Genomic DNA, 22,544 nt, shown 5'->3' on the forward strand with positions numbered 1-22,544 from the left:
AAAATATACGCATGGCCCTTTCCTCTATATTTGCGCATAAAATGCGTTCTATTTTAACGATGTTGGGGATTATTATCGGGGTTAGTGCGATTATTACAATCATCTCAATCGGAGATGGAACAAACGCAAAGTTCCGTGAACAAATTGGCAAAGAAAAAAAGGATCAATTTTCAGTAAACTATACAACAGAAGATTATTCTGATATGGATGGAAAAATATCTGCAAGCATGTATGACAATGTCTCAAAAATTTCTGGTGTTCAAGATGTATATCCTGATGTTAGAGGAAAAGAGAAAGTATATGCCGGAAAAAAAGAATTAGATATTGATATAACTGGTGTAAAAGGCGATTACTTTGAAGATACATCTCGCTTCAAACTTGAGCACGGCAGGTTGTTCACTGCCGCTGATTTAGATAAACCTGAACATACAATCGTATTACACAAAGATGCATTTGATAAATTGTTCCCTTCTTGGGAGGAAGGTTTATATGTTGATATAAAAGGTACTCCTTATAAAGTAGTGGGTGTATATTCTATCAAAGCAATGATGGGTGGCATGGAGTTTAAAGAAGGTGCTATCTCTGCTGACAACTGGCCTGTTCTATTTGGGAAAAATAATTATGACGGCTTAACAGTAAAAATCGCTCCAGGTCAAGATAAGAAAGCTGTGCAAGATGCAGTTGTAAAATCATTAAATGATGCGAAAAAACCAGAGCACACAGGAAAATTTAAAGTACCAGATCCACAGGAAGCATTAAAAGAGATTGATAGCTTTACAGGTATATTAAAAAGCGTATTCGGTGGCATTGCCGCAATTTCACTTTTAGTTGGTGGTATTGGCGTTATGAATATCATGCTCGTTTCTGTAACAGAACGTACGCGTGAAATTGGTATTCGTAAAGCACTTGGTGCAACGCGCGGAAAAGTATTGGTACAGTTCCTTATTGAATCTTGTATTTTAACAGCATTAGGCGGATTCATCGGATTTATGCTCGGTATTTTCTTCGCTTGGATTGTCGCAATATTTGCAGGATGGCCACTTGTTGTTTCAATAAAACTAGGTCTGATTTCTGTCGCACTTTCTATGCTAATCGGTATCCTATTCGGTTTACTACCCGCTAATAAAGCTGCGAAGCTTGATCCGATTGAGTGCTTACGATATGAATAAACGAAAGGTTGCCTATCATAAGGCAACCTTTTTTATATTCTTGAAGATTCCATACCAGCTTGCAAGCTTCTCATAAACTTATTCTTACTATTCTCGTGGGCAAAAGCATGTTTAGGAAAAATATTTGCACTCATCGAGCTTACATAAATAAAAATATATGCCTCATTTTCTTCTACCTTCTTGATTCCTGTCCAATTTAGCTTTGTCTCTCCACCATTATTTGTTTCAATAATTCCCTCATCCGTTATTTGTACATTGTGCTTACCTATTAAATTGTCATAGCTTCCTTCCCGAAGCATTTTCTTAATATTTCTCTCAATAAGTTTATAGAAACACTTAGGATAAAACACGATCCATATAACCCCTGCTAGTAAAAAAATAAAAGGTAAATCCATCGATTTATAATCTGGTGGTCCAAATAAAAAAACACTAAGTGGAACAGCAAACAGAATAATAGCTACAATATAATGCTGAAGAACTAAAGAGCGCTTTACTGTTTTAGAATGCCTTGCATAATGTAGATTAAATGCAATAAAATCTTGTTTTGTTAACGTATATTCTATTTGCATTTCTTCACCCATTTCCTACTAAAAGTTCCTTTTATTGTATCATCTATACATTTATAGTCCCCTAGATTTTTCTCGACAAAAAAGCCACCATATTCATGATGGCTTCTTATATAAACATATTATTTCTTTAGCACAAATCCAAACTTGTCCCAAGCCTGTAAATAGTCCAATAAGAAAATCTCTTCTTCTACAACACGGCCAACTACGTTTGTTTTTCCTGTGTTAACCATATCTTTTAAAGCAATCTGTAATTCTCCTTTATACTGGCCATACTGTTCATTATCAATGAGAATATCGCCACGTTTAATCGGTCTTGTATTATGAGGTTTAAACTCTTCTTTTTTATATTTCACACGGCTTTGTGTTGAACGAATCATATATTCAGACACATCCCCGCGATAAAAATGCGGTTCTTCTACTACAATCTTTCTTTCTAATTCTGTTGTTGTTTCATAAATCTCTACATCAAACGTTTGCTTTTCTTTATTTACTTCTCCGAGCGCCTTTAATTCTTCTTCTGATGCATATGCATTCGCAATGATTACATCATCAATCAATCCTGTTGCAAATAAATGTTTCGCCTGCGTTGTCATTGGCAATTCACGATGTTGTTCGATTGTACATAACCCTTCGGTTACTGGCCATGGACCATATGTCGCATCAAATGATGTAATAAAGGCAGCAGTTCTCATGCCATAATCTTTAAATTGTTATGATCATTTCATAAAATGATCATAAGAAAGACCAGAATAACGATGTGGATAGAAGTTATGACAACCAATTAAATTTTCACAGTTCGGACGATGACTCATAATATTATCAACATATTTCGTACCGTTACTCATATTAATCTCAATTTTTAATCCATATGGGTTATATGTCATAATGGATTCTTCTAATCCTGAAAAACCAACATCTAGACGAATACCATATGCACCTAATTCGTGGAAGAATGAGAGATCGTTATAAGAAATACCAAGCTGTTCAAAAACAGCTGGACTAATATCAACAAGTACTTGGAAACCTAATTCATTCGCATGCGAAATCGTTTCCTTAAATTCTTTAACAATGTTCTCTTTTTCTCCATCCACTGATAATAAACATGTGAATACACGTGTAAAACCATATTGATGTGCTAATGTTAAATATTCCTTATCTTTCTCTACTGTAGAATGTTCTGGATAAATAGAAATACCTAATCGTCTCATGCATATACGCCTCTTTCTTCATCATCATTTTGTAAACCCTTTCAAATATATATAGTAAAGTAGTAGAAATCCCCTTCTACTTTACTATCCGTTTGAATCCGCTTTCTTTTCAAAAAAACATCTCTATCAATCTTAACAACTAGCAGACTATACATCTATACTTTACCTTTTTTAAGAGCATTTGTGTAGCATTTACACAAATTCGCAAATTTTTTCGCCCCAAAAAATTGTTACATCATTTCAGTTCACCTTTCTTGACTGGTACATTGACCACTACATATACTCGAAAGAACAGAGAAAAATATTTAGGGGATGAATATATGGGAGAAGCAGCACTCGTAAAACGAGAACCATTATGGACAAAAGAATTTATTGCGCTCATTTTAGCAAACTTATGTATGTTTTTAGGCTTTCAAATGTTAATTCCAACATTACCTGTTTACGTGAAAGAAATTGGTGGCACAAGTTCAAACATCGGATTTGTTGTTGGAATGTTTACTGTGGCAGCTTTAATTATTCGGCCTCTCACTGGAAATGCACTGCAAAAATTTAGTGAAAAACTGATTTTAATGACTGGTACTGCAATTTGCCTACTAGCGATGGGCAGCTACCTATTTGCCTCCACTGTCTTTCTTCTTCTTGCTGTTCGCATTTTACACGGAGCTGGTTTTGGTATTACAACGACCACATATGGGACTGTAGTCTCTTACTTAATTCCTGCAGCACGTCGTGGTGAAGGTATGGGATATTTCGGCCTCTCTGGAACGATCGCTATGGCACTTGGTCCTCTTATCGGCCTCTGGCTCATGCAGACTTATAGCTTTACGATTCTTTTTTTATGTGCACTATCTTGCACAGTCGTTTCATTAATATTAACAAAGCTACTCAAAATTCAAGCAACTGAAAAACCAATTCACCAAGCACATGAATCATTTTTAGATGGGTTTATCGAAAAGAAAGCTTTACTTCCTTCATTATTAATATTGTGTATTACATTAATGTACGGAGGAATTGGGAGCTTTATCACGTTATTTGCTACGCAAGTCGGTATCGCTGATATTAGCCTTTTCTTCTTATTTAACGCCCTTGCCATCGCTGTAACACGTCCCTTCTCAGGAAGACTATACGATGTAAAAGGCCATGCATTTGTTATTATTCCCGGTGTTATCTTAACATTTACAGGAATTATTCTGTTATCGTATACAACAACAATACCAAGTTTAATCATTGCAGCAAGCTGTTACGGAAGTGGATTCGGCGCTATTCAGCCGGCCTTACAAGCATGGATGATTGACCGTGTAGCTCCGCATCGCCGCGGCGTTGCTACCGCAACATTCTTCTCGGCATTTGACCTCGGCATTGGGGCAGGTGCAATTATTTTCGGATTCATCGCACACTTTACAGACTATGCAACTGTATATCGTTATTCTTCTGTATTACTTATCGCGTTTCTCTTTATTTACATTACAAATATACGAAAACAAAAACAGATGGATAAAAAGAATGAAAAAGCTGCTGGATAACCCAGCAGCTTTTTCTAACCCTTATCTATCTCGATGATACTTTAAATTTGTTGTTACATTGTCTCCAAAATAAGTCTCAGATCCATACTCTCCAGAAGCAACTATTTTAGTTGTTAACAACACTTTATTTCCAGCTAATTGAATGGTTGCCTTTTGCAATACATTACTTCTTATATTTGTAAATGTAAAAGTCCCAACACCATTATTATCAAACGTAACAATAGCTCCACATAAAACGAATATTATCATTAACACAGTAGATGCATATTTCATTATTTTCTCCACGCCTATACTTAATTCTGAATTTGATTATATCCTCTTTATTTGGATATATATTATCCTCTCATATTATAACAATTTGAATATTTACATATAAATATTCAAATTGTATAGTTCTAAGACACTATTTACTTCGCATATTTTTTTACGTTAAACAAAAAGTATACAAAGAACTTCCAAATTAAATGTTATTTCTTTACAATACAACCCTATATAACGCATTAAAACCAATTAAATCCAGGGGTTTCTTTAAATAAATGTAAACTTTTTATCCCTTTGTAAATTTAATGTAAAGTTTACATTGATATCATTTACACCACCTCAAATTTTAGTTAATAATTACACCGTACATGAAATTTAAGGAGTGAAATGCGTGGAATTTAATGTTCAAGACATGATCTTCCAGTTTATTGGTGGATTAGGTATTTTCTTATTTGGGATTAAGTACATGGGAGACGGTCTGCAACAAGCAGCTGGTGATCGCCTACGTGACATTCTCGATCGTTTTACAACTAACCCACTTATGGGCGTACTAGCAGGTATGTTAGTTACCGTACTGATTCAATCTAGCTCAGGAACAACCGCTTTAACAGTTGGACTTGTAAGTGCTGGATTTATGACGCTCAGACAAGCAATTGGCGTTATTATGGGTGCTAACATTGGTACAACTGTTACAGCATTTATTATCGGAATTAAAATCGGAGAATATGCTCTTCCAATTATGGCAGTTGGAGCAATCTTACTATTCTTCTTTAAAAATAAAAAAGTACAATCTCTTGGACAAGTCGTCTTCGGATTTGGTATGTTATTCTTCGGTTTAGAATTAATGAGCACAGGTATGAAGCCACTACGCTCTTTAGAATCATTCCAAGAATTAACTGTTAGTATGAGTAACAGCCCAGTCCTAGGAGTTATCGTAGGTACAATCTTTACATTAATTGTACAAAGCTCAAGTGCAACAATTGGAATCTTACAAGAATTATTCGGCCAAGGTGCAATCGATTTAAAAGCTGCTCTACCTGTACTGTTTGGTGATAATATCGGAACAACAATTACCGCTGTATTAGCAGCGATTGGTACTTCTATTGCAGCAAGGCGCGCAGCATTAGTACACGTTATCTTTAACATAGTTGGTACCATCATCTTTACAATTTTATTAGTACCATTTACAAACTTAATTCAATATTTCCAAACATCGTTAAACTTAAATCCAGAAATGACAATTGCTGTTGCGCATGGAACATTCAACGTAACGAATGCGATTATTCAGTTTCCATTCATTGCAGTGTTAGCGTGGATTGTAACAAAAATTATTCGCGGAGAAGATGCCGCTATTGACTTTAAACCGCAGCATTTAAATCCAATCTTTATTGAACAATCTCCTGCTATCGCCTTAACAGAGGCACAAAAAGAGATTATTCGTATGGCAGAGTTCTCATTACACGGCCTAAAAGAAGCAACTCAATTTTTAAATACAAAAGAAAAGAAACATGCTGATATGGCAACTCAACTAGAGGGTGCTATTAACAACTTAGATAGAAAAATTACGGAGTATTTAGTGCTACTTTCTGAAAAACCACTTTCACCAATGGATTCCGAAAAACATTCTGTCTTAGCGTCTGTTGTCGGAGATATTGAACGCGTTGGCGACCATGTAGAAAACGTTGTAGAACTTGTGGACTCCCAAATTTCTAACCGTGTCACACTATCAGATGAAGCAATGGCGGAACTAAATGAAATGCTTGAACTAACAATTTCAACATTACAAGATGCAATTGGAGCTTTAACAAACTTCGACACTGAACTTGCACAAACGGTCATTACGAAAGAACGTAAAATTGACCAAATGGAACGTGTATTACGTAAGCGCCACGTGCTACGCCTGAATGAACGTAGTTGCTCAGGTGATGCAAGCATCATCTTTATTGATATGGTAAGTAATTTAGAGCGTATCGGTGATCACGCTGTAAATATTGCAGATGGAGTTTTAGGGGAACAAGGGAAAGTTGCATTAAAACAAACACTATAATACAAATTGAAAAAACTGATATAAAATCTTTCTTTTTTGGTGAGAAAGAGCGTCCGTCCTTGCATAGAAGCGGTCAGGGTCTTTTTTAGCCCCATGACGAGTGAAAACAAAGAGAGAAAACGAGTGCAGGTCTCCTTTTGTTTTCATAGCAGCGACTTATATGCCAACAAATCAAAATGGATTTAATCGAATAGAAGACATGGCAATCCCATGTCTTCTATCACTTTATAATTGATTTTTTTCCTTTTCATTTATAAGAATTGCTCGAAATGATGTATGATTCATTATGTCTATCTCCTTCACTCCTAACAAACAGTTTTTTCACTTCATTATATAAGGCCTATAGAAGAATGTAATATAATCTTCCTCTTGAACATATTTCAACAAATCTTACTTCTTTATTATTTTTTCATAATATGTATTTCTATTTCTAATACGACAAATTATAATTGTTCTATTGCTTATTCTCCTAAAATTCACTTTACGAAAGGCGGAAAAATCTGACTTTTCGTAAAATAAATCAGATTTTAGCGAAATGTAAATGATTTGTAATGTTCTTTTTCGCTAACATTCATTATAATTAGGTGATATGAGTATCGTATTTCAATCCAAATGAAGGAGTATATGAAATGGATCAAAACCCATCTTTGCAAGAAAATACACGAAATAATAAGAAAAAAGGAAAGAAAAAAACAAAAATCATTCTAAGTGCTCTCTTATTATTTTTAATAGTAGGAGGCGGTTATACTTGGTTTTTAGTAAATAAAGCATCCTCTGCTGTTTTTAATGCCGCCCACGATTTAGCACGCGGTGATAAATCAGATTTACGTGATAAAGCAGTTAAACCTATTTCTAACAATGTATCTGTATTAATCATGGGCGTTGATGAAAGCGATGTCCGTGGCAAAGAATACGGTGCTGCTATAAGAACAGATGCAATGTTACTTGCAACTTTTAATAAAGATAGTAAAACTGTAAAACTTTTAAGTATTCCACGAGACACATATACTTATATCCCAATAGAAAAGAAAATGGATAAAATTACGCATGCACATGCATTTGGTTCGGCTAAAAATGGAAAAGCTGGTGGCCCGCAAGCTAGTATTGATGCGGTAGAAGATTTACTCCACGTTCCTGTTGATTACTTTGTAAAATTCAACTTTAAATCATTTATAAAAATTGTGGATGATTTAGGTGGTATTGAAGTAGACGTTCCTGTTGAATTTACTGAACAAGATAGTAACGATAATGCAGGTGCAATCCACTTGAAAAAAGGCGTTCAAAAATTAAACGGTGAAGAAGCTCTTGCTCTTGCTAGAACACGCCATATTGATAGTGATGCAATGCGTGGTCAACGTCAACAACTTGTTATCGAAGCCATTCTGAAAAAACTAACAAACATTGATTCTGTAACAAAAGTAGGAAATATTATTGATCACATTAATGGACAGTTCGTTACAAACTTAACATTCGATGATATGTTATCATTCTATAAATACGGTTCAGATTCTTCACTTGAAAAATTACAAATTAATGGTAAAGATTGTTATATGTCAGCTGGTGATAAAGAATGCGGTCGTGCAAGTGATGGTGGTACGTATTATTATGTGCCAGTAGAAAAAGATTTAGACGATTTAACAAAACAACTTCGTACTCATCTTGGACTATCTGAGTATAAGAAAGTTGATTCTGATGATAAAGAGAACAAGAAAAAAACAAGCTCTGAGAAAACAAAAGATACGAAACAAGATAACGATAATCGTCAAAATTCTACTAACCAAAAAAGTAACAATGACGATGAAAACGTAAAGACCAAAACATCATCGAATGAGAAAACAAAAGATACAAATCACGATAGCGATAATCGTCAAAATTCTACTAACCAAAAAAGTAACAATAACGATGAAAACGTAGAGACCAAAACATCATCGAATGAGAAAACAAAAGATACAAATCACGATAACGATAATCGTCAAAATTCTACTAACCAAAAAAATAACAATAACGATGAAGACACAGAGACAACATCGAATAAAAATTAATAAAAAACCCAGCTCTATAGAGATAGAGCTGGGTTTTTATACACCCTAATATAATTTTGAAAACAACAAAAATTCTAATTTTTTTAACTATCAATTTCAATATCTTTAAATTATAATAAAAGGTAGAATTATATTCTAATTAACAGGAGGCACAAACATATGAAAGCCGCAGTAAAGCATAACGTTTCAGACTTTAAAGATTATCTACAATCCAATGAAATACATATGGAAGAAAACATAGATGAGAATGATGGCTCTGTATTTTTTTCAGTAAACTTAGAAACAGAGAGTGGTGCAAAAATTCGTCTTATCGCTGCCTTTCATAACGAGCATCCTACTGTCGATATATATTGCTTCAATGTCGCTCAAGTTCCTGATTCAGCCAAGAAAAGCGAAATATTACATTTAATCAACGAACTAAATACAGCATATAGATTCGCAAAATTCACAATTAGTAACAGCGACTCCATTGATATTTCAACTTCCCTTGTATTTACAGAACCATACTTTAACCCTGCCCTTGTATTTGAGCATACTAGACTATTATATAAAGCTGCAAATGATGAATATGAAAGATTAATGAAACTTATTTGGGCTTAATAACTTGAATGCCACTGGTTCTCTAGTGGCGTTCTTACATTCTTTCTATACTAACCTTCTTCTTAAAATATCTATCCAGTAATATCTGGTAATACACTTCCCAAAAATCATATTACAATGCGATATCCATCCAAATTTTAATAGATGTTGAAACAATCAATATCGCTAATATCCACTGCAATATTTTTTGATTTAACCTCTTCCCTATACTTGCTCCAAGCGGTGAAGCAATTAAACTTGCAATCGCGATCATTATAGACGGCAGTACTACCACTTGTCCTGTAGTTACTTTTCCAATTGTAATCCCGATAGATGAAATAAAAGTAATTGCCAATGAAGTTGCAATTGTCATATGTGTAGGGATTTTAAGAATGACAAGCATAATTGGCACAAGTAGAAATGCACCGCCTGCTCCAACAATACCAGAAGAAGTACCTACGATAAATGCTAAAACACTAGCTAATCCTTTATTATACGTCAATGCTTCTAAAGGAAGCTCGCTGCGATTTTTTTTCGGAATAAACATCATAATAGCTGCTATCGTAGCTAAAATAGCATATACAATATTAACTTGCCCTGCATCTAATACTCTTGAACCTAGACTCCCGACAAAACTTCCCACTAAAATACTCGTTCCCATATATAGCACCAATGTTTCATTTATATAACCGCTTTTCCGATAAACCCATACACCTGCAAATGTTGCGAAAAACACTTGAATAGCTGTAATACCACTTACTTCATGTGCCGTATAACCAGTAAACCCTAATAGCACAGGAATATATAAAATCATCGGATAATTAATAATAGCACCGCCAATACCAACCATTCCTGATATAAATGAACCAACAAAACCAATAAGAAAGATTACAATCATAAAACTGAAGCTCATCTTTATTTTTCTCCCTTCTAGAAAGAAGGCGTTCTTTAATGAATTACCTTTAAATAAATAGATTCACATTTCCATCAGAAGCATCTGCTAGATAAGCTGCCACACCAGCAAATTCAACATCTTCCATAATCTCTTCTTCTTTTAGTCCTAATAAATCAACTGTCATTTGACAAGCTACAAGCCTAACACCTTGCTCTTTTGCCATATCAATTAAATCTGGAAGCGGCATAGCATTGTGCTTTTTCATAACATGCTTAATCATTTGAGGGCCCATACCGGCAAAATTCATTTTAGATAAGCCCATCTTATTTGCACCGCGAGGCATCATCTTTCCAAACATTTTCTCTAAGAAGTTTTTCTTTACTTTTACATATTCATCTTTTCGAAGTGCATTTAATCCCCAAAACGTATGGAAAATAGTCACCTCTTGATCATACGCCGCTGCACCATTGGCAATAATATAAGCTGCCATCACCTTATCGTAATCTCCACTAAACAAAACAATCGTTGTTTTTTTCTTTTTCTCCATGTTAACTCCCCACCTCAATATACCTATATGGGTATTTTACGAAATATACAAAAGCCTTTATTTATAAAAGAACCCTGCGTCGTACTCCGTATTATTCTATTTTACCTTCCCAATCTAACATACCACCAGTCATATTTATAACCCCAAAACCATAGCTTTCTAAAAACTGAACAGCTCGTGAACTTCTCCCACCAGAGCGACACACCATAATATATTCTTTGTTTTTATCTAATTCATGCATGCGAAATTCCAACAGACCAAGTGGAATATGAATAGCTCCCGGAATTTTCCCTTCCATCACCTCTTCCACTTCACGAACATCAATAACGTGTAATACTTCATGATTCATCAATTTATTTTCTAATTCTTTTGCTGTTATTTCCTTCATTTTTCATTTCCTCCTTAATTCCAAGCATTCATACCACCTGAGACATTCGTAATATGTTGAAAGCCTAATTTTTTTAACATTTTTGTTGCTTGTTTACTTCTCATTCCACTTTGACAAATTACAATTACTTCTTTGTTTTTATCTAAATGACTCGCTTTTTGTGCTAACTCATTTAATGGGATATTCTGAAACCCTTGAATATGATTCCCTCTAAATTCACCAGGTGTACGAACATCAATAAATTGTTTATTTTTTTTATTCATCTCCGTCTTTAGTTCTTTCCCGTTTATATTTTTAACTCCCTTAACCGGTAAAAAGCGAGAAATGATAAACCAAGCATCAAGTATAGTTAAAACAATATTGAATACTACATTTGCACTCATACACCATCTCCTCCAATCTTTCTCTATACAATTCGTATCCGTAGAGCAGGTCTTTTTATTTTACGCCTTTTTAATCCAGAACTTCAGTACACCATTTTCTTCCATATGCTGTAGTACTTCGTGTCCACCTGTTTTTGACCAAGCTGGAATATCCTTTATTGCACCTTTATCTGTTAAATGAACCTCTAGCACTTCTCCAGATTGTAAAGCTTCCATAGCTTTTTTTGTTCTTACGATTGGCATTGGGCATGCTAAGCCTTTCACATCTAATACTTGTTTTGCATTCATATTCTATACCTCCAACATATTTTTTTATTATTAATCGTGCACCGCACAGCGGTTTGGGCCAATTTCCATTTCGCGCTCTTCTTCTACACTTGGATTGATTTTCCCCATATTCGTCTGACGAATATCTTGATATGCATTCGGCTGGGGCGGTAAATTTTCTGTAACTGTTTTTCGAAACTCCAACTCATCTTCAATATTTAATCCTGCATTTCGTTTAAATAGATCTTTCAATTTTGCACGAACCCGCCCTTGCTCATCCAATTCGCTTACTTTCGAATAATGCGCTGGTAAAACAATCAAATCTTGAGATAATGTTTTATAACGTTTATATAAAGTGTTACGCAAATCACTTACCCAGTCTTCCGCTTTGCCCGCAAGATCCGGACGACCAATAGAATCTACAAATAAAATGTCACCTGATAGAAGATAAACATCATCTACAATGAATGATGTACTTCCAATTGTATGACCTGGTGAATAGATCGTCTCAATAGCAATTTTTGTTTCTCCCACCTGAATGACAATCCCTTCAACAAGTGGCTCATAAGAAAAAACAACTTCTTCAGCATCTTTTGGCGGTAACCAATACGTACCTTTCACCTTCTGTGCTAACTTACGACCACCAGAAATATGATCGGCATGTAAATGTGTATCCATAACGTTTGTAATCATAGCACTTTGTTCTTTTGCAAACTCCTCATATGCTTCAATTGTTCGTATAGAATCAATGACTACAGCTTCCCCATTTGAAATAACCATATAGGACAAACATCCTTTTCCAAGACGGTTAAATTGATACACGCTGCCACCATCTTTTAAATCCCCTACTTTAATCGGCTTCACATATTCACTCCAAGCTTTCATACCACCAGCTAAATAATAAACATTTTTCAAACCAGCCTCTATAAGTTGCTCAGCAACAAACTTGGAAGATCCTTCTTTCGCACATACAACAAGAATATCTTTTTCCTTTGGCAACTCTTCCAAGATGCTTTCTACGCCTTCTAACAAATCAAAGTATGGTTTATTAATAGAAGAAACTTGTTTCCCTTCAATTTTCCAATCCACATAATCCACTTCATTACGAACATCTAAAATAAATAATTCTCCAAATAAAACTTTCTCAGCAATATCTTTCGCTTGTAATCCTATAGCACCCACTACCTTACCCCCTATGGTATAAATTTTGTTAAAAAAATTAAAAGTTAACTGCCCTACTCAAATTTTTTCTTATTCTTTTTCTGTAGTAGCTTACCACTACATCACTCAATATACATATACCTGTACGGGTATGTTAAAATGCTTTTTAAAATCTGTCAACACATTCGTTTGACAGATTATCTGCTTTTCACAAGCAGTTGTACAGCCTCTTTAATTAAATCTTCATTTGATGTATCGCCTTTTTCAAATTGTTCTCGCAAACAGTTTTCCAAATTCGTTCCTACAATTAATCCAATTGTGCGATCCATAGCAGAGCGAGATGCTGTTAATTGTGTAATAACCTCTTTACAATCTTTTTCTTCTTCAATCATTCGAAGTACACCGCGAATTTGTCCTTCAATTCGCTTCAACCTATTTTTAATATCTTGATTATATTCCAACGTGCTATCACCTCAATACTTTAATAGACATGCTTTATCTAAAAAAAATGTCTACTGCACCAGATTGTAGTAAAATTCTTATTTGAATTTACAACCTCATCATATACCCTTCAGGGTATTTTGTAAAGCCATATTTTTATATTTAAAATTAATTCCTACTATATTACCTTATATTATTAGCCACAGCCCCTAATATATTAATATACAATGCAGTTTGGTAAAGCAGTTGCATATAATTTAAAACCACCATCTACATTCTTCACCTTATATCCTTTTTCCATTAACATACGTGCAGCAACATAGCCTCTCATACCTAGCTGGCATGTAATATATATTTCTTCATTTACTGGAATTTCATCCAATCTTTCACGTAATTCATCTAATGGAATATTAACTGATCCCTTAATCATCCCTTGTTTCAATTCATTTGGTTCACGAACATCAATTAAATATCCACCTTTTTGGGCAATATGATTAAATTCATGCCACTGCACTGTATCTACAAGCCCTTCAATCATATTACTTGCAACATACCCCACCATGTTTACTGGGTCTTTTGCAGAAGAATACGGCGGTGCGTATGCTAATTCTAAATCTGGTAAATCCATTACCTTTAGCTTAGCTTTCATTGCCGTCGCAATTACATCAATTCGTTTATCTACACCGTCACGCCCAACAGCTTGTGCACCATAGATTTCTCCTGATTCTTTATTAAAAAGCAATTTTAATAAAATTGGATATGCATTTGGATAATAACCCGCATGAGAATTCGCCTGTACATGCACTACCTCATAGGGTATATTTAAACTCTGCAATACCTTTTCATTTACTCCTGTTGACGCAACCGTTAATTCAAATACTTTTGCAATTGATGTTCCCATCGTCCCTTTGTATACAGACTCTGTATGCCCATGAATGATATCCGCTAATAGACGACCTTGCCGATTTGCTGGCCATGCTAATGGAATCATTGTCTCTGTTTCTGTTACAAAATCTTTTACTTCAATCGCATCACCAATGGCATAAATAGATGAATCAGACGTTTGTAGTTTTTCATTTACTTTAATTGTCCCGCGTACTCCAAGTTCTAGTCCTGCTTCTTTTGCCAAGCTACTCTCTGGCTGGACACCGATAGACAGAATTACCATATCCGTATTGATTTTCGAACCACTTTTTAAGCGTACGACTGCTCCGCCTTCTTCAAAAGTATCTACTCCATCTTCTAAAATGAGCTGAACACCATGCTTTTTCATATGTTCGTGTACATATGCTGCCATTTCATAATCAATTGGCGGCATTACTTGATTTGCCATCTCAACAAGCGTCACATCAATTCCTTTTTCTCTCAAGTTTTCTGCCATTTCAACACTAATAAATCCTCCCCCAATAACAGTAGCATGACGTGGTTTCTTCTCATCAATATACGCTTTAATGCGATCTGTATCTGGTACATTTCGTAATGTAAACAACGTTTTTGCTGTTTCAATTCCTGGAATAGGCGGTACAATTGGTTTAGATCCTGGTGAAAGAATTAAAATATCATAAGACTCTTCGTATGTTTCATTTGTCATTACATTTTTCACAACAATTGTTTTTTCTTTTTTATTAATTTTTATCACTTCACTTAAAACTCGAATATCTAAATGAAATCGCTTTGACATCTTTTCAACAGTTTGCACTAACAACCTCTGTCTCTCTTGAATCACACCACCAATGTAATATGGTAACCCACAGTTTGCAAACGAAATATATTCGCCTCGCTCGAACATAATAATTTCATCCTCTTCACTTAAACGACGAAGACGTGCTGCTACTGATGCTCCTCCTGCAACTCCACCGACTACAACAATTTTTTTGCTCATCTTTTCATAACCTCCACGATTATTTTCATTTAACTTTTCTTCTTTTTACTTACTACATATAAATATACAGGACATCAAATTACATATACCCGTATAGGTATATAATAAACACAAAAAAATATAATGACAATATATAAAGCTCAAACTTTATACTTGTTCACAAAATTGAAACAAGCTTGGTATGAAAAAAGCCACTGGTTTCCCAGCGGCTTTACACATATTTCCGATGCACCATCTTCCCATCATATGAGAAGACAACACCTTTATTCTCAACATTAGATTCCATATGCACCGTTCTTCCCCATAGCTGATGAATGTATGGCAGTACTTTCTCTAAGTATTTTAAATCAAGCTCAATTCCTTCATAACAATGCTTAATATATAATTCCCCATTTTTCAAATAATCCCCATCTTCCACCACTAAATATGGAAATCCGCCATTTGTTCTCATATTAACAAGCTGATCACGAACATGTTCCCACTCTTTATCAATTACCTTATACTCTTTTCCTTGGCGCTGGAATAAGTACATATCTTCTCTCATAACCAATTCTTTATTTAAGTAATTCCTTAAGAAGGATACATCCCATTCAATTTCTCGCACTTCAAAGATTTTTTCACGGCCTGATCCAGGTTTTACACCACGACGTTTCATTTCTTCAGTTGGATTATTATAACGTTCTTCAATATCTTCGAACATTTTAATGCCAAGGTAGTATGGGTTAATGCTTGTTTTTGATGGTTGAACTACACCCGCGTTAAGCTTCGCAAATTCAATTGCCTCATCAGATGTTAAGTCCATTTCGCGAAGAATACGTTGATGCCAGAAGGACGCCCAGCCTTCGTTCATGATTTTCGTTTCTAGTTGCGGCCAGAAATACAACATTTCTTCTCGCATCATCGTTAAAATATCACGTTGCCATTCATCTAGCTCCCTACTATATTCTTCAATAAAGAGCAGCAAATCTTTCTCTGGCTGCGGCGGGATTTTCTTTTTCTTCCGCATATTTGGCCGTTCTCGTTTTTTATTTCTATCATCTAAATTCCACAAATCATCATACTGTGAAACTCGTTTCTTTTCTACTTCTTCCTCTTCTAAGTCATCTATGCTCCAAGCTAGCTTCGGCCGCATAAGCGATGGATCAATATGTTCTTGAATGGCCAAAACAGCATCTAAAAACGTTTCTACCTCTTCTTTTCCATATTTATGTTCATATGCTTTAATTCGTTCTGCTGTCGCTGCCATACTTTCAACCATATCGCGCTTTGTATTTGAGAAGCGGATATTATTTTTAAAGAAATCGCAGTGTGCTAATACGTGTGCTACAATCAATTTATTTTGAATCAATGCATTTGTATCGAGTAAAAATGCATAACATGGGTCAGAGTTGATGACAAGCTCATATATTTTACTAAGTCCCAAATCATAATGTAGCTTCATTTTGAAGAATTGTTTCCCAAAACTCCAATGTGAAAACCGCGTCGGCATGCCATAAGCACCAAATGTATAAATAATTTCCGCTGGGCATACTTCATAGCGCATCGGATAAAAATCCAGCCCAAATCCAGTTGCAATTTCAGTAATTTCAGCGATTGCATATTGTAGTGCTTTATCATCACTAGTTCTCATTATTTTCCCTCCTTACACTTTCCCTTAAGAAAGTGTATGAAGGAAAACAAGCTTTCATGAGAAATGATGAAAAATAGATACTCTACCATTCACTTTAACCAGTAGTCTTCTTCATAATCATATGACAGATACTGCTCTTCATAACAGCGTTGGCACATATTATAAGGGTAATCCCCTGGCATATATTTTTGACAATACTTGTACCTTTTACGATGGTTTAGCAAGTGTTTACTTACATACTCATCAATTACTGCAATATAAAAAAGTACTAGAAAAGCACAAAAAAGCCGGATACAAATTTCACATCATTTGCATCCAGCTTTCCACCTTTATCTATTACCCTTCAATAACTTCAAGCTTCTCCATAATCGGCGTGCGCTCTTTTCCTTCTGGCTTCTTATCGAAATAACCAATATGAAGGATTCCAACAATGCGTTGTCCTTTTGTTAATCCAATTCCTTCTATAAATAAAGGATTATAATTCAATCCGCCTGATTTCCAAACACAGCCTAGTCCACGTTCCCAAGCGAGTAACTGAAAGTTTTGCATAAATGCACATACTGCTGCGTAGTCTTCATCGCGCTGGATTTGACGTGGATCTTCATCCATATACACAATGATTTGAGCCGGTGTACTTAGAAAACGATCGGATAAAATTTTACCTCGTTTTGTTCTTTCTTCTTCTGTAAAAGAATTTAATACAGCATCTACTAATGTTTTACGTCCTTCACCAATATATAATTTACATTTCCATGGCTCACGATGCTGATGGTTTGGTGCCCACGTTGCATCATTTAATAATTCAATTAATAATTCTTTTTCTACTTCTCTATCTGTAAATGTACGAATCGAACGTCTTTCTTTAATGATATTTGCAATGGAAGTATATGTAGTCATATGTTTCTCTCCCTTATTCTCATCTATATGTATAAGTTCGTTATTGATATTGATTTTCAATTTCGATTATAACGCAGTTTTCTACCATTAATCAATGTTTTATGTTGTGAAACTAATAAAAATTTTTTTTGTTACATTGCGAAAAAAACTTGAAATGTTCACAAGTTTTTCACAACTTACGGACATGCTATGTGTAAAGTTTTCCATTTCATTCAATTAGGAGGAATTTGTATGTACAAAAGAATTGTATTAAGTATGGCTATGGTAGCACTGCTATGTGGAGTATCTGTCTTCCCAGCTGCAGCTGCCTCGCAAAAAGAAGTTGCGGTGCATCATCATAAGTTAATCTCAGAAGAACAAATCCAGTCGTTAGAAAAACAAGGATACAACAAGCATGAAATTTGGAAAGCAGCACACATTGCAAAGATTAGCAAAAAAGATATTAAAGATGTTTTATCGTACTATAAACAAAATAAATCTTGGAAAGAAACAGCAAAGCATTTTGGCGTGGATCCAAAGAAACTGCATAAACACCATATGAGTAAAGAAATGAAGCAAGCACTACTGCAAAAAGTAGCCGAAATGCAAAACTCCACACCAGAACAAATGCAGAAAATAATGAAAGATAATAATATTCGTTTGCATCACCTTACAGTTTTAACTATCATTGCACAAAAAAGCAATACACCATTCAATGACGTATTAAAAATGAAAAAAGATGGCATGCATATTAAACAAATCGCAGAAAAATTAAACGTGAAGAAAGAAGATATAAGAGCTGAAATGATGAAATTAATACAGTCTGTGAAAGAAAAAAAGACAAATTAAACATAAAAAGGAAGAAGCATTTGTTGCCCTTCCTTTTTTATGTTTCTTGTATAAAATTTGTTCTTCCCAAAAAAACTAACGAGAGCATTCCATATAAGGGAAGGAGTGAAAATTATTGTTTAGCTTACCACGAAAAAATTCTAAAGCAAAAAACAAAAAAATGAGCTGTACCATTCCAGAATTTATTCATACGATGAAAGAATCTACGGATTTTGTATCCTACAACATAACAGAAAATAGAAAACTCTGTCTTTTTTATTATAAATCTGTCGTGGAAGAGCTCATAATTAAACGATTTATTTTGACACCTATTAAAAAGCAATTAGAACAAATCCAAAACATTGCAGACTTGACAAACATCGTCTTTATTGAAGACATTATTATCTCTCCTTCCATTGATGATATTCGTGAAAAGTTATTGGGTGGATATGTACTCATAGAGTTACAAAATACATCACATGCTGCACAGTATGCTTTAATTCAAGCAGAAAGTACCGTTCTTGGTAAGCGTTTATATAATGATACTGAAAATGAATATAGTGTAATTGGACCGAAAGTTGGTTTTGTGGAGAGCATTGATATAAATATTCACTTATTACGTCGCGGCATCATAACAGAGCAACTCATTTTTAAAGAGATTATTGTCGGTTCTATGTCCAAGACACATGTTACCATTGCCTATATAAAAGGACTAACAAATGAACAACACATTAATACAGCGACGCAGCGTCTTCAAGATATTGATTTTGATGTTCCTTTTGATGCGACAATGATTGAACAATTTTTGAGTGATAATAGTAACTCACCCTTTCCCGTTTTACTGCCAACTGAGCGAGTTGATCGGGCTGTATTCGCTCTTATCACTGGTCAAGTATTAATTTTAACAGACGGATCACCGTATGCATTAGCCGGACCAACAACATTATTAGACTTTTTTGTTTCTCCAGAAGATTATTATTTACCATGGATCATCGGCTCCTTCTTCCGGATTATTCGCTTTTTTGGTGCTTTATTTTCTCTATTTTCTTCTGCCATTTATACAGCTGTCTTAACATTTCATTATCAAATGATCCCATCAGATTTGTTAGGACCTATTATTTTTTCTAGAGCCAATGTACCTTTTCCCCCAGTTTTAGAAGCACTCTTTTTAGAAATTACAATTGAATTACTTCGTGAAGCTGGAGCACGCTTACCTACAAAGGTCGGTCAAACCATTGGTATTGTCGGTGGAATTGTTATTGGACAAGCTTCTGTTCAAGCTGCTTTAACGAGTACAATTTTATTAATTGCAGTCGCATTATCTGCATTAGCTTCTTTCACCACACCGACAGTGAAGATGTCTTCGACAATTCGTTTGCTCCGGTTTCCACTCATTGTTTTAGCCGGTGCCTTTGGCGGACTTGGTCTTATTGTTGGATTTGTGATGATACTTACGCACTTAATTCAGTTAAAATCACTTGGATCACCTTACTTAGTACCTTTATATCCATTTCGTGGTTTAGCTGCATCTGAAGGTTTTATTCGCTTCCCATTTAGCCACACAGCGCAGCGTCCTTCTTTTCTACGCCCAAAATCGAATTGGCGCTATAACCCGAGTAAAGCAAAGACAAAACGTGATGGTGAAAAGACATGAAAAAATTTTTAACTGTATGGATCATTGGGGGATTATTTTTCCAATCTGCTTGCACTCAAACTCAAATTATTGATACACAAAGAATTATTCATGTTGCGGGATTCGATATAAACAAAAATAAAGAAGTTCAAGGAACGATTTTGTATCCCGACTATACCCGTGGTGTACAGACGAAACCAAAAATTCAGTCAACATCGGCAAATTCGATTGAAACAATCGCATCTCGTATGAATGGAAAGTCTCCTCACAATGTTGTTGTAGGACAAATGCGTACCGTGTTATTTGGGAAGTCTTTTGGTACATATGGAATTGGTGATATTGTGAATAATTTACAAAGAGATCCCAATATTGGAAGGGATGTACAATTTGCATTTGTCGACGGCTCAGCAGAAAAGCTGTTAAAACATGTTGCGTCAAATGGTTCATTATATCTCTCTGACTTGTTGGATCAAAATATGATGAATGAAAATATTCCTCATGCTACTTTAAATATTTTTTTATATAATTACTATTCATATGGATCCGATCCATTCATTCCTTACATTCAAATGAGTAATAATAAAGCGGCTACAGTAAAAGGACTTGCATTTCTCAAAAAAGACAAAGTAGTTATGTTTGCCGATCAAAAAGATTCATTTTTAGTAAAATTACTAACTCATCCTACTAAAAATGGTCGTTATGAAACGTCCATCCAAAAAGATGGCCATAAAGGGCTTGTAATCACACAAAACTTATCTGGAAAAAGCACCTATTACCTTGATGGAAATGGTGAGATTCCGAAAGTAAACATTCATTTAAAACTAAATGGCTTGATAAAAAATTCTCCGAATTGGCTTAATTTAACGAAGCCTCAAAATATAGCTTATATCAAAAAACAAATCGAGCAAACGATGGAAAAACAGTCTAAAGCTTTGATTCAGCAATTTCAACAAAAACAAATAGATCCGTTAGGAATACAGGATCAAATTAGAAGCCGCACGAGAAAATGGAACATACAACAAATACATAAAATGTATCCATCTGTAGATGTAAATATTGATGTAAAGGTTAATGTTGTGCAATCTGGTATCGGAGAATGATGAGGTGACGATATGAATACCCGCAGCAAAGAACTAACAGTATCTCCTTACTTCGCTTTCTTTTTGGTTCACTCTCTTCAAATCGGAGTAGGAATTTTAGGATTTCAACGTATCCTGATTAAAAGCGCTGGATATGATGCTTGGATTTCTCTTATCCTTATGGGATTTGCAACTCACATTGTTTTATTTTGTATGTTAGCGATGCTAGAGAAAGATAACGACTTAATCAATATACATACAACATGCTTTGGAAAGTGGATCGGATCTTTCTTTTCTCTATGCTTTACTGCTTATTTTCTTTTATTTTGCCTTACCATTCTTCAAACATATATTGAAGTCATTCAAGTTTGGGTATTTCCTACACTTAAATCGTGGAAGTTGAATGTACTCTTTTTATTCATTGTTTTTTATGTTATAAAAGGTGGATTTCGCTCTGTAACCGGTATCTGCTTTTGGGGGATCGTCATTCCTTTTTTTGTAATCTTTTTTTTAATTTTCCCAATGAAATATGCTCATTTCCGTAATATTTTACCTATTTTGACGCATTCACCTTTACAAATTTTTCAATCAGCAAAAGATTCTATATTAGAATTTCTCGGATTTGAAGCATTACTATTTGTATACCCACTCATTGAAAAAGGAAAATCTCTAAAAAGATGGGCACACGGTGGAATTGCTTTAACAACCATTATTTACGTTATCTTAGCACTCATTTCTTTCATGTACTTTAGTGAAGGACTTTTGCAGCGTACAATTTGGGCAACCTTAACAATGCTTAAAATTATTAAAATTCCTTTCATTCAACGATTTGAGTACATCATTATTTTTGTTTGGTTTCTCATCATTTTACCTAATCTTTGTGTAACGATTTGGTCTTCTTGCCAATCCATGAAACGATCGTTCCATATTCCGTTTAAGTTTACATTGCCTTTTTTCATTTTCGTTGTGTATATCGCGTCTTTATTTATTATAAACAGAGAACATATTAATACATTGAACACGCTCCTATCTCGGGCTGGTCTGTATATCGTATATGTTTATATCCCTCTCCTTTTTCTATGGCATTCCATTCGCTGGCGATTGAAAAATAAACAAAATAAAACTTCACCATAGGA

The 22,544-nt window shown here is 34.8% G+C and carries 21 protein-coding genes and 1 pseudogene; 9 read left to right on the top strand and 13 right to left on the bottom strand.

Annotated elements, in window-relative coordinates; all coding sequences use genetic code 11:
* The first annotated feature begins 11 nt into the window (after nucleotides 1–11).
* The gene (locus C564_RS0122165; protein ID WP_442852605.1) at nucleotides 12–1,169 is read left to right on the top strand and encodes an ABC transporter permease; all 1,158 of its coding nucleotides are present in this window, start codon (nucleotides 12–14) and stop codon (nucleotides 1,167–1,169) included.
* 32 nt (nucleotides 1,170–1,201) lie between these two features.
* On the opposite strand, the gene C564_RS0122170 is transcribed toward C564_RS0122165, so the two are convergent.
* Both C564_RS0122170 and C564_RS33715 read right to left on the bottom strand, forming a co-directional pair.
* Entirely contained in the window at nucleotides 1,202–1,738 is a 537-nt protein-coding gene (locus tag C564_RS0122170) for a YcxB family protein (RefSeq protein WP_155896289.1), read from the bottom strand.
* A gap of 119 nt (nucleotides 1,739–1,857) precedes the next feature.
* A pseudogene (locus C564_RS33715) lies at nucleotides 1,858–2,946 on the bottom strand (DUF871 domain-containing protein).
* A 320-nt stretch (nucleotides 2,947–3,266) separates the two neighbouring features.
* On the opposite strand from C564_RS33715, the gene C564_RS0122180 reads away from it, so the two are divergent.
* Nucleotides 3,267–4,469 (top strand): MFS transporter, encoded by a 1,203-nt coding sequence (locus tag C564_RS0122180; protein WP_018766885.1) that lies wholly within the window; start codon nucleotides 3,267–3,269, stop codon nucleotides 4,467–4,469.
* Nucleotides 4,470–4,490: 21 nt separating this feature from the next.
* On the opposite strand, the gene C564_RS0122185 is transcribed toward C564_RS0122180, so the two are convergent.
* Nucleotides 4,491–4,742, bottom strand: coding sequence for a hypothetical protein (locus C564_RS0122185; protein WP_018766886.1), 252 nt, complete (start codon nucleotides 4,740–4,742; stop codon nucleotides 4,491–4,493).
* Nucleotides 4,743–5,121: 379 nt separating this feature from the next.
* Here C564_RS0122185 and C564_RS0122190 point away from each other — a divergent pair, with 379 nt between their 5' ends.
* The 3 genes from C564_RS0122190 to C564_RS0122200 all read left to right on the top strand — a co-directional run bounded on the left by C564_RS0122190 (nucleotide 5,122) and on the right by C564_RS0122200 (nucleotide 9,419).
* Entirely contained in the window at nucleotides 5,122–6,777 is a 1,656-nt protein-coding gene (locus C564_RS0122190) for a Na/Pi cotransporter family protein (protein WP_018766887.1), read from the top strand.
* A gap of 629 nt (nucleotides 6,778–7,406) precedes the next feature.
* Nucleotides 7,407–8,819, top strand: coding sequence for an LCP family protein (locus C564_RS0122195; RefSeq protein WP_003195393.1), 1,413 nt, complete (start codon nucleotides 7,407–7,409; stop codon nucleotides 8,817–8,819).
* Between the two features lie 159 nt (nucleotides 8,820–8,978).
* Entirely contained in the window at nucleotides 8,979–9,419 is a 441-nt protein-coding gene (locus C564_RS0122200) for a YbjN domain-containing protein (RefSeq protein WP_018766888.1), read from the top strand.
* A gap of 112 nt (nucleotides 9,420–9,531) precedes the next feature.
* On the opposite strand, the gene C564_RS0122205 is transcribed toward C564_RS0122200, so the two are convergent.
* From C564_RS0122205 to C564_RS0122250, 10 genes are all read right to left on the bottom strand, one after another.
* Nucleotides 9,532–10,311 carry a sulfite exporter TauE/SafE family protein gene (locus C564_RS0122205; RefSeq protein WP_018766889.1) on the bottom strand — a complete coding sequence of 260 codons (780 nt, stop codon included), beginning with the start codon at nucleotides 10,309–10,311 and terminating at the stop codon, nucleotides 9,532–9,534.
* Nucleotides 10,312–10,360: 49 nt separating this feature from the next.
* On the bottom strand, nucleotides 10,361–10,840 hold the full coding sequence (locus C564_RS0122210) for a DsrE/DsrF/DrsH-like family protein (RefSeq protein ID WP_003205932.1): 480 nt from the start codon (nucleotides 10,838–10,840) through the stop codon (nucleotides 10,361–10,363).
* 91 nt (nucleotides 10,841–10,931) lie between these two features.
* Nucleotides 10,932–11,228, bottom strand: coding sequence for a rhodanese-like domain-containing protein (locus tag C564_RS0122215; protein WP_003195383.1), 297 nt, complete (start codon nucleotides 11,226–11,228; stop codon nucleotides 10,932–10,934).
* A gap of 14 nt (nucleotides 11,229–11,242) precedes the next feature.
* Nucleotides 11,243–11,611 (bottom strand): rhodanese-like domain-containing protein, encoded by a 369-nt coding sequence (locus C564_RS0122220; RefSeq protein WP_018766890.1) that lies wholly within the window; start codon nucleotides 11,609–11,611, stop codon nucleotides 11,243–11,245.
* Nucleotides 11,612–11,671: 60 nt separating this feature from the next.
* Nucleotides 11,672–11,899 carry a sulfurtransferase TusA family protein gene (locus tag C564_RS0122225; protein ID WP_018766891.1) on the bottom strand — a complete coding sequence of 76 codons (228 nt, stop codon included), beginning with the start codon at nucleotides 11,897–11,899 and terminating at the stop codon, nucleotides 11,672–11,674.
* Nucleotides 11,900–11,929: 30 nt separating this feature from the next.
* Nucleotides 11,930–13,060, bottom strand: coding sequence for an MBL fold metallo-hydrolase (locus C564_RS0122230; protein WP_018766892.1), 1,131 nt, complete (start codon nucleotides 13,058–13,060; stop codon nucleotides 11,930–11,932).
* A gap of 176 nt (nucleotides 13,061–13,236) precedes the next feature.
* Nucleotides 13,237–13,500 (bottom strand): metal-sensitive transcriptional regulator, encoded by a 264-nt coding sequence (locus C564_RS0122235; protein ID WP_003195373.1) that lies wholly within the window; start codon nucleotides 13,498–13,500, stop codon nucleotides 13,237–13,239.
* A gap of 197 nt (nucleotides 13,501–13,697) precedes the next feature.
* Nucleotides 13,698–15,362 carry a CoA-disulfide reductase gene (cdr, locus tag C564_RS0122240; protein ID WP_018766893.1) on the bottom strand — a complete coding sequence of 555 codons (1,665 nt, stop codon included), beginning with the start codon at nucleotides 15,360–15,362 and terminating at the stop codon, nucleotides 13,698–13,700.
* Between the two features lie 211 nt (nucleotides 15,363–15,573).
* Nucleotides 15,574–16,992, bottom strand: a complete 1,419-nt coding sequence (gene spoVR / locus C564_RS0122245; RefSeq protein WP_003195370.1) for a stage V sporulation protein SpoVR — start codon at nucleotides 16,990–16,992, stop codon at nucleotides 15,574–15,576.
* A gap of 336 nt (nucleotides 16,993–17,328) precedes the next feature.
* Nucleotides 17,329–17,889 (bottom strand): nitroreductase family protein, encoded by a 561-nt coding sequence (locus C564_RS0122250; RefSeq protein ID WP_018766894.1) that lies wholly within the window; start codon nucleotides 17,887–17,889, stop codon nucleotides 17,329–17,331.
* Nucleotides 17,890–18,120: 231 nt separating this feature from the next.
* On the opposite strand from C564_RS0122250, the gene C564_RS0122255 reads away from it, so the two are divergent.
* The 4 genes from C564_RS0122255 to C564_RS0122270 all read left to right on the top strand — a co-directional run bounded on the left by C564_RS0122255 (nucleotide 18,121) and on the right by C564_RS0122270 (nucleotide 22,542).
* Nucleotides 18,121–18,717, top strand: coding sequence for a hypothetical protein (locus C564_RS0122255; protein ID WP_018766895.1), 597 nt, complete (start codon nucleotides 18,121–18,123; stop codon nucleotides 18,715–18,717).
* Between the two features lie 115 nt (nucleotides 18,718–18,832).
* Nucleotides 18,833–20,350: a spore germination protein gene (locus tag C564_RS0122260; RefSeq protein WP_018766896.1), complete on the top strand. Its 1,518-nt coding sequence runs from the start codon at nucleotides 18,833–18,835 to the stop codon at nucleotides 20,348–20,350.
* The gene (locus tag C564_RS0122265; protein ID WP_018766897.1) at nucleotides 20,347–21,429 is read left to right on the top strand and encodes a Ger(x)C family spore germination protein; all 1,083 of its coding nucleotides are present in this window, start codon (nucleotides 20,347–20,349) and stop codon (nucleotides 21,427–21,429) included. Before C564_RS0122260 ends, C564_RS0122265 begins: the two co-directional genes overlap by 4 nt.
* A gap of 12 nt (nucleotides 21,430–21,441) precedes the next feature.
* Nucleotides 21,442–22,542, top strand: a complete 1,101-nt coding sequence (locus tag C564_RS0122270; protein ID WP_003195361.1) for a GerAB/ArcD/ProY family transporter — start codon at nucleotides 21,442–21,444, stop codon at nucleotides 22,540–22,542.
* Nucleotides 22,543–22,544: the final 2 nt, after the last annotated feature.

It is taken from the genome of Bacillus sp. 105MF, assembly GCF_000374885.1.
GTDB classification, from domain to species: Bacteria; Bacillota; Bacilli; order Bacillales; family Bacillaceae_G; genus Bacillus_A; species Bacillus_A pseudomycoides.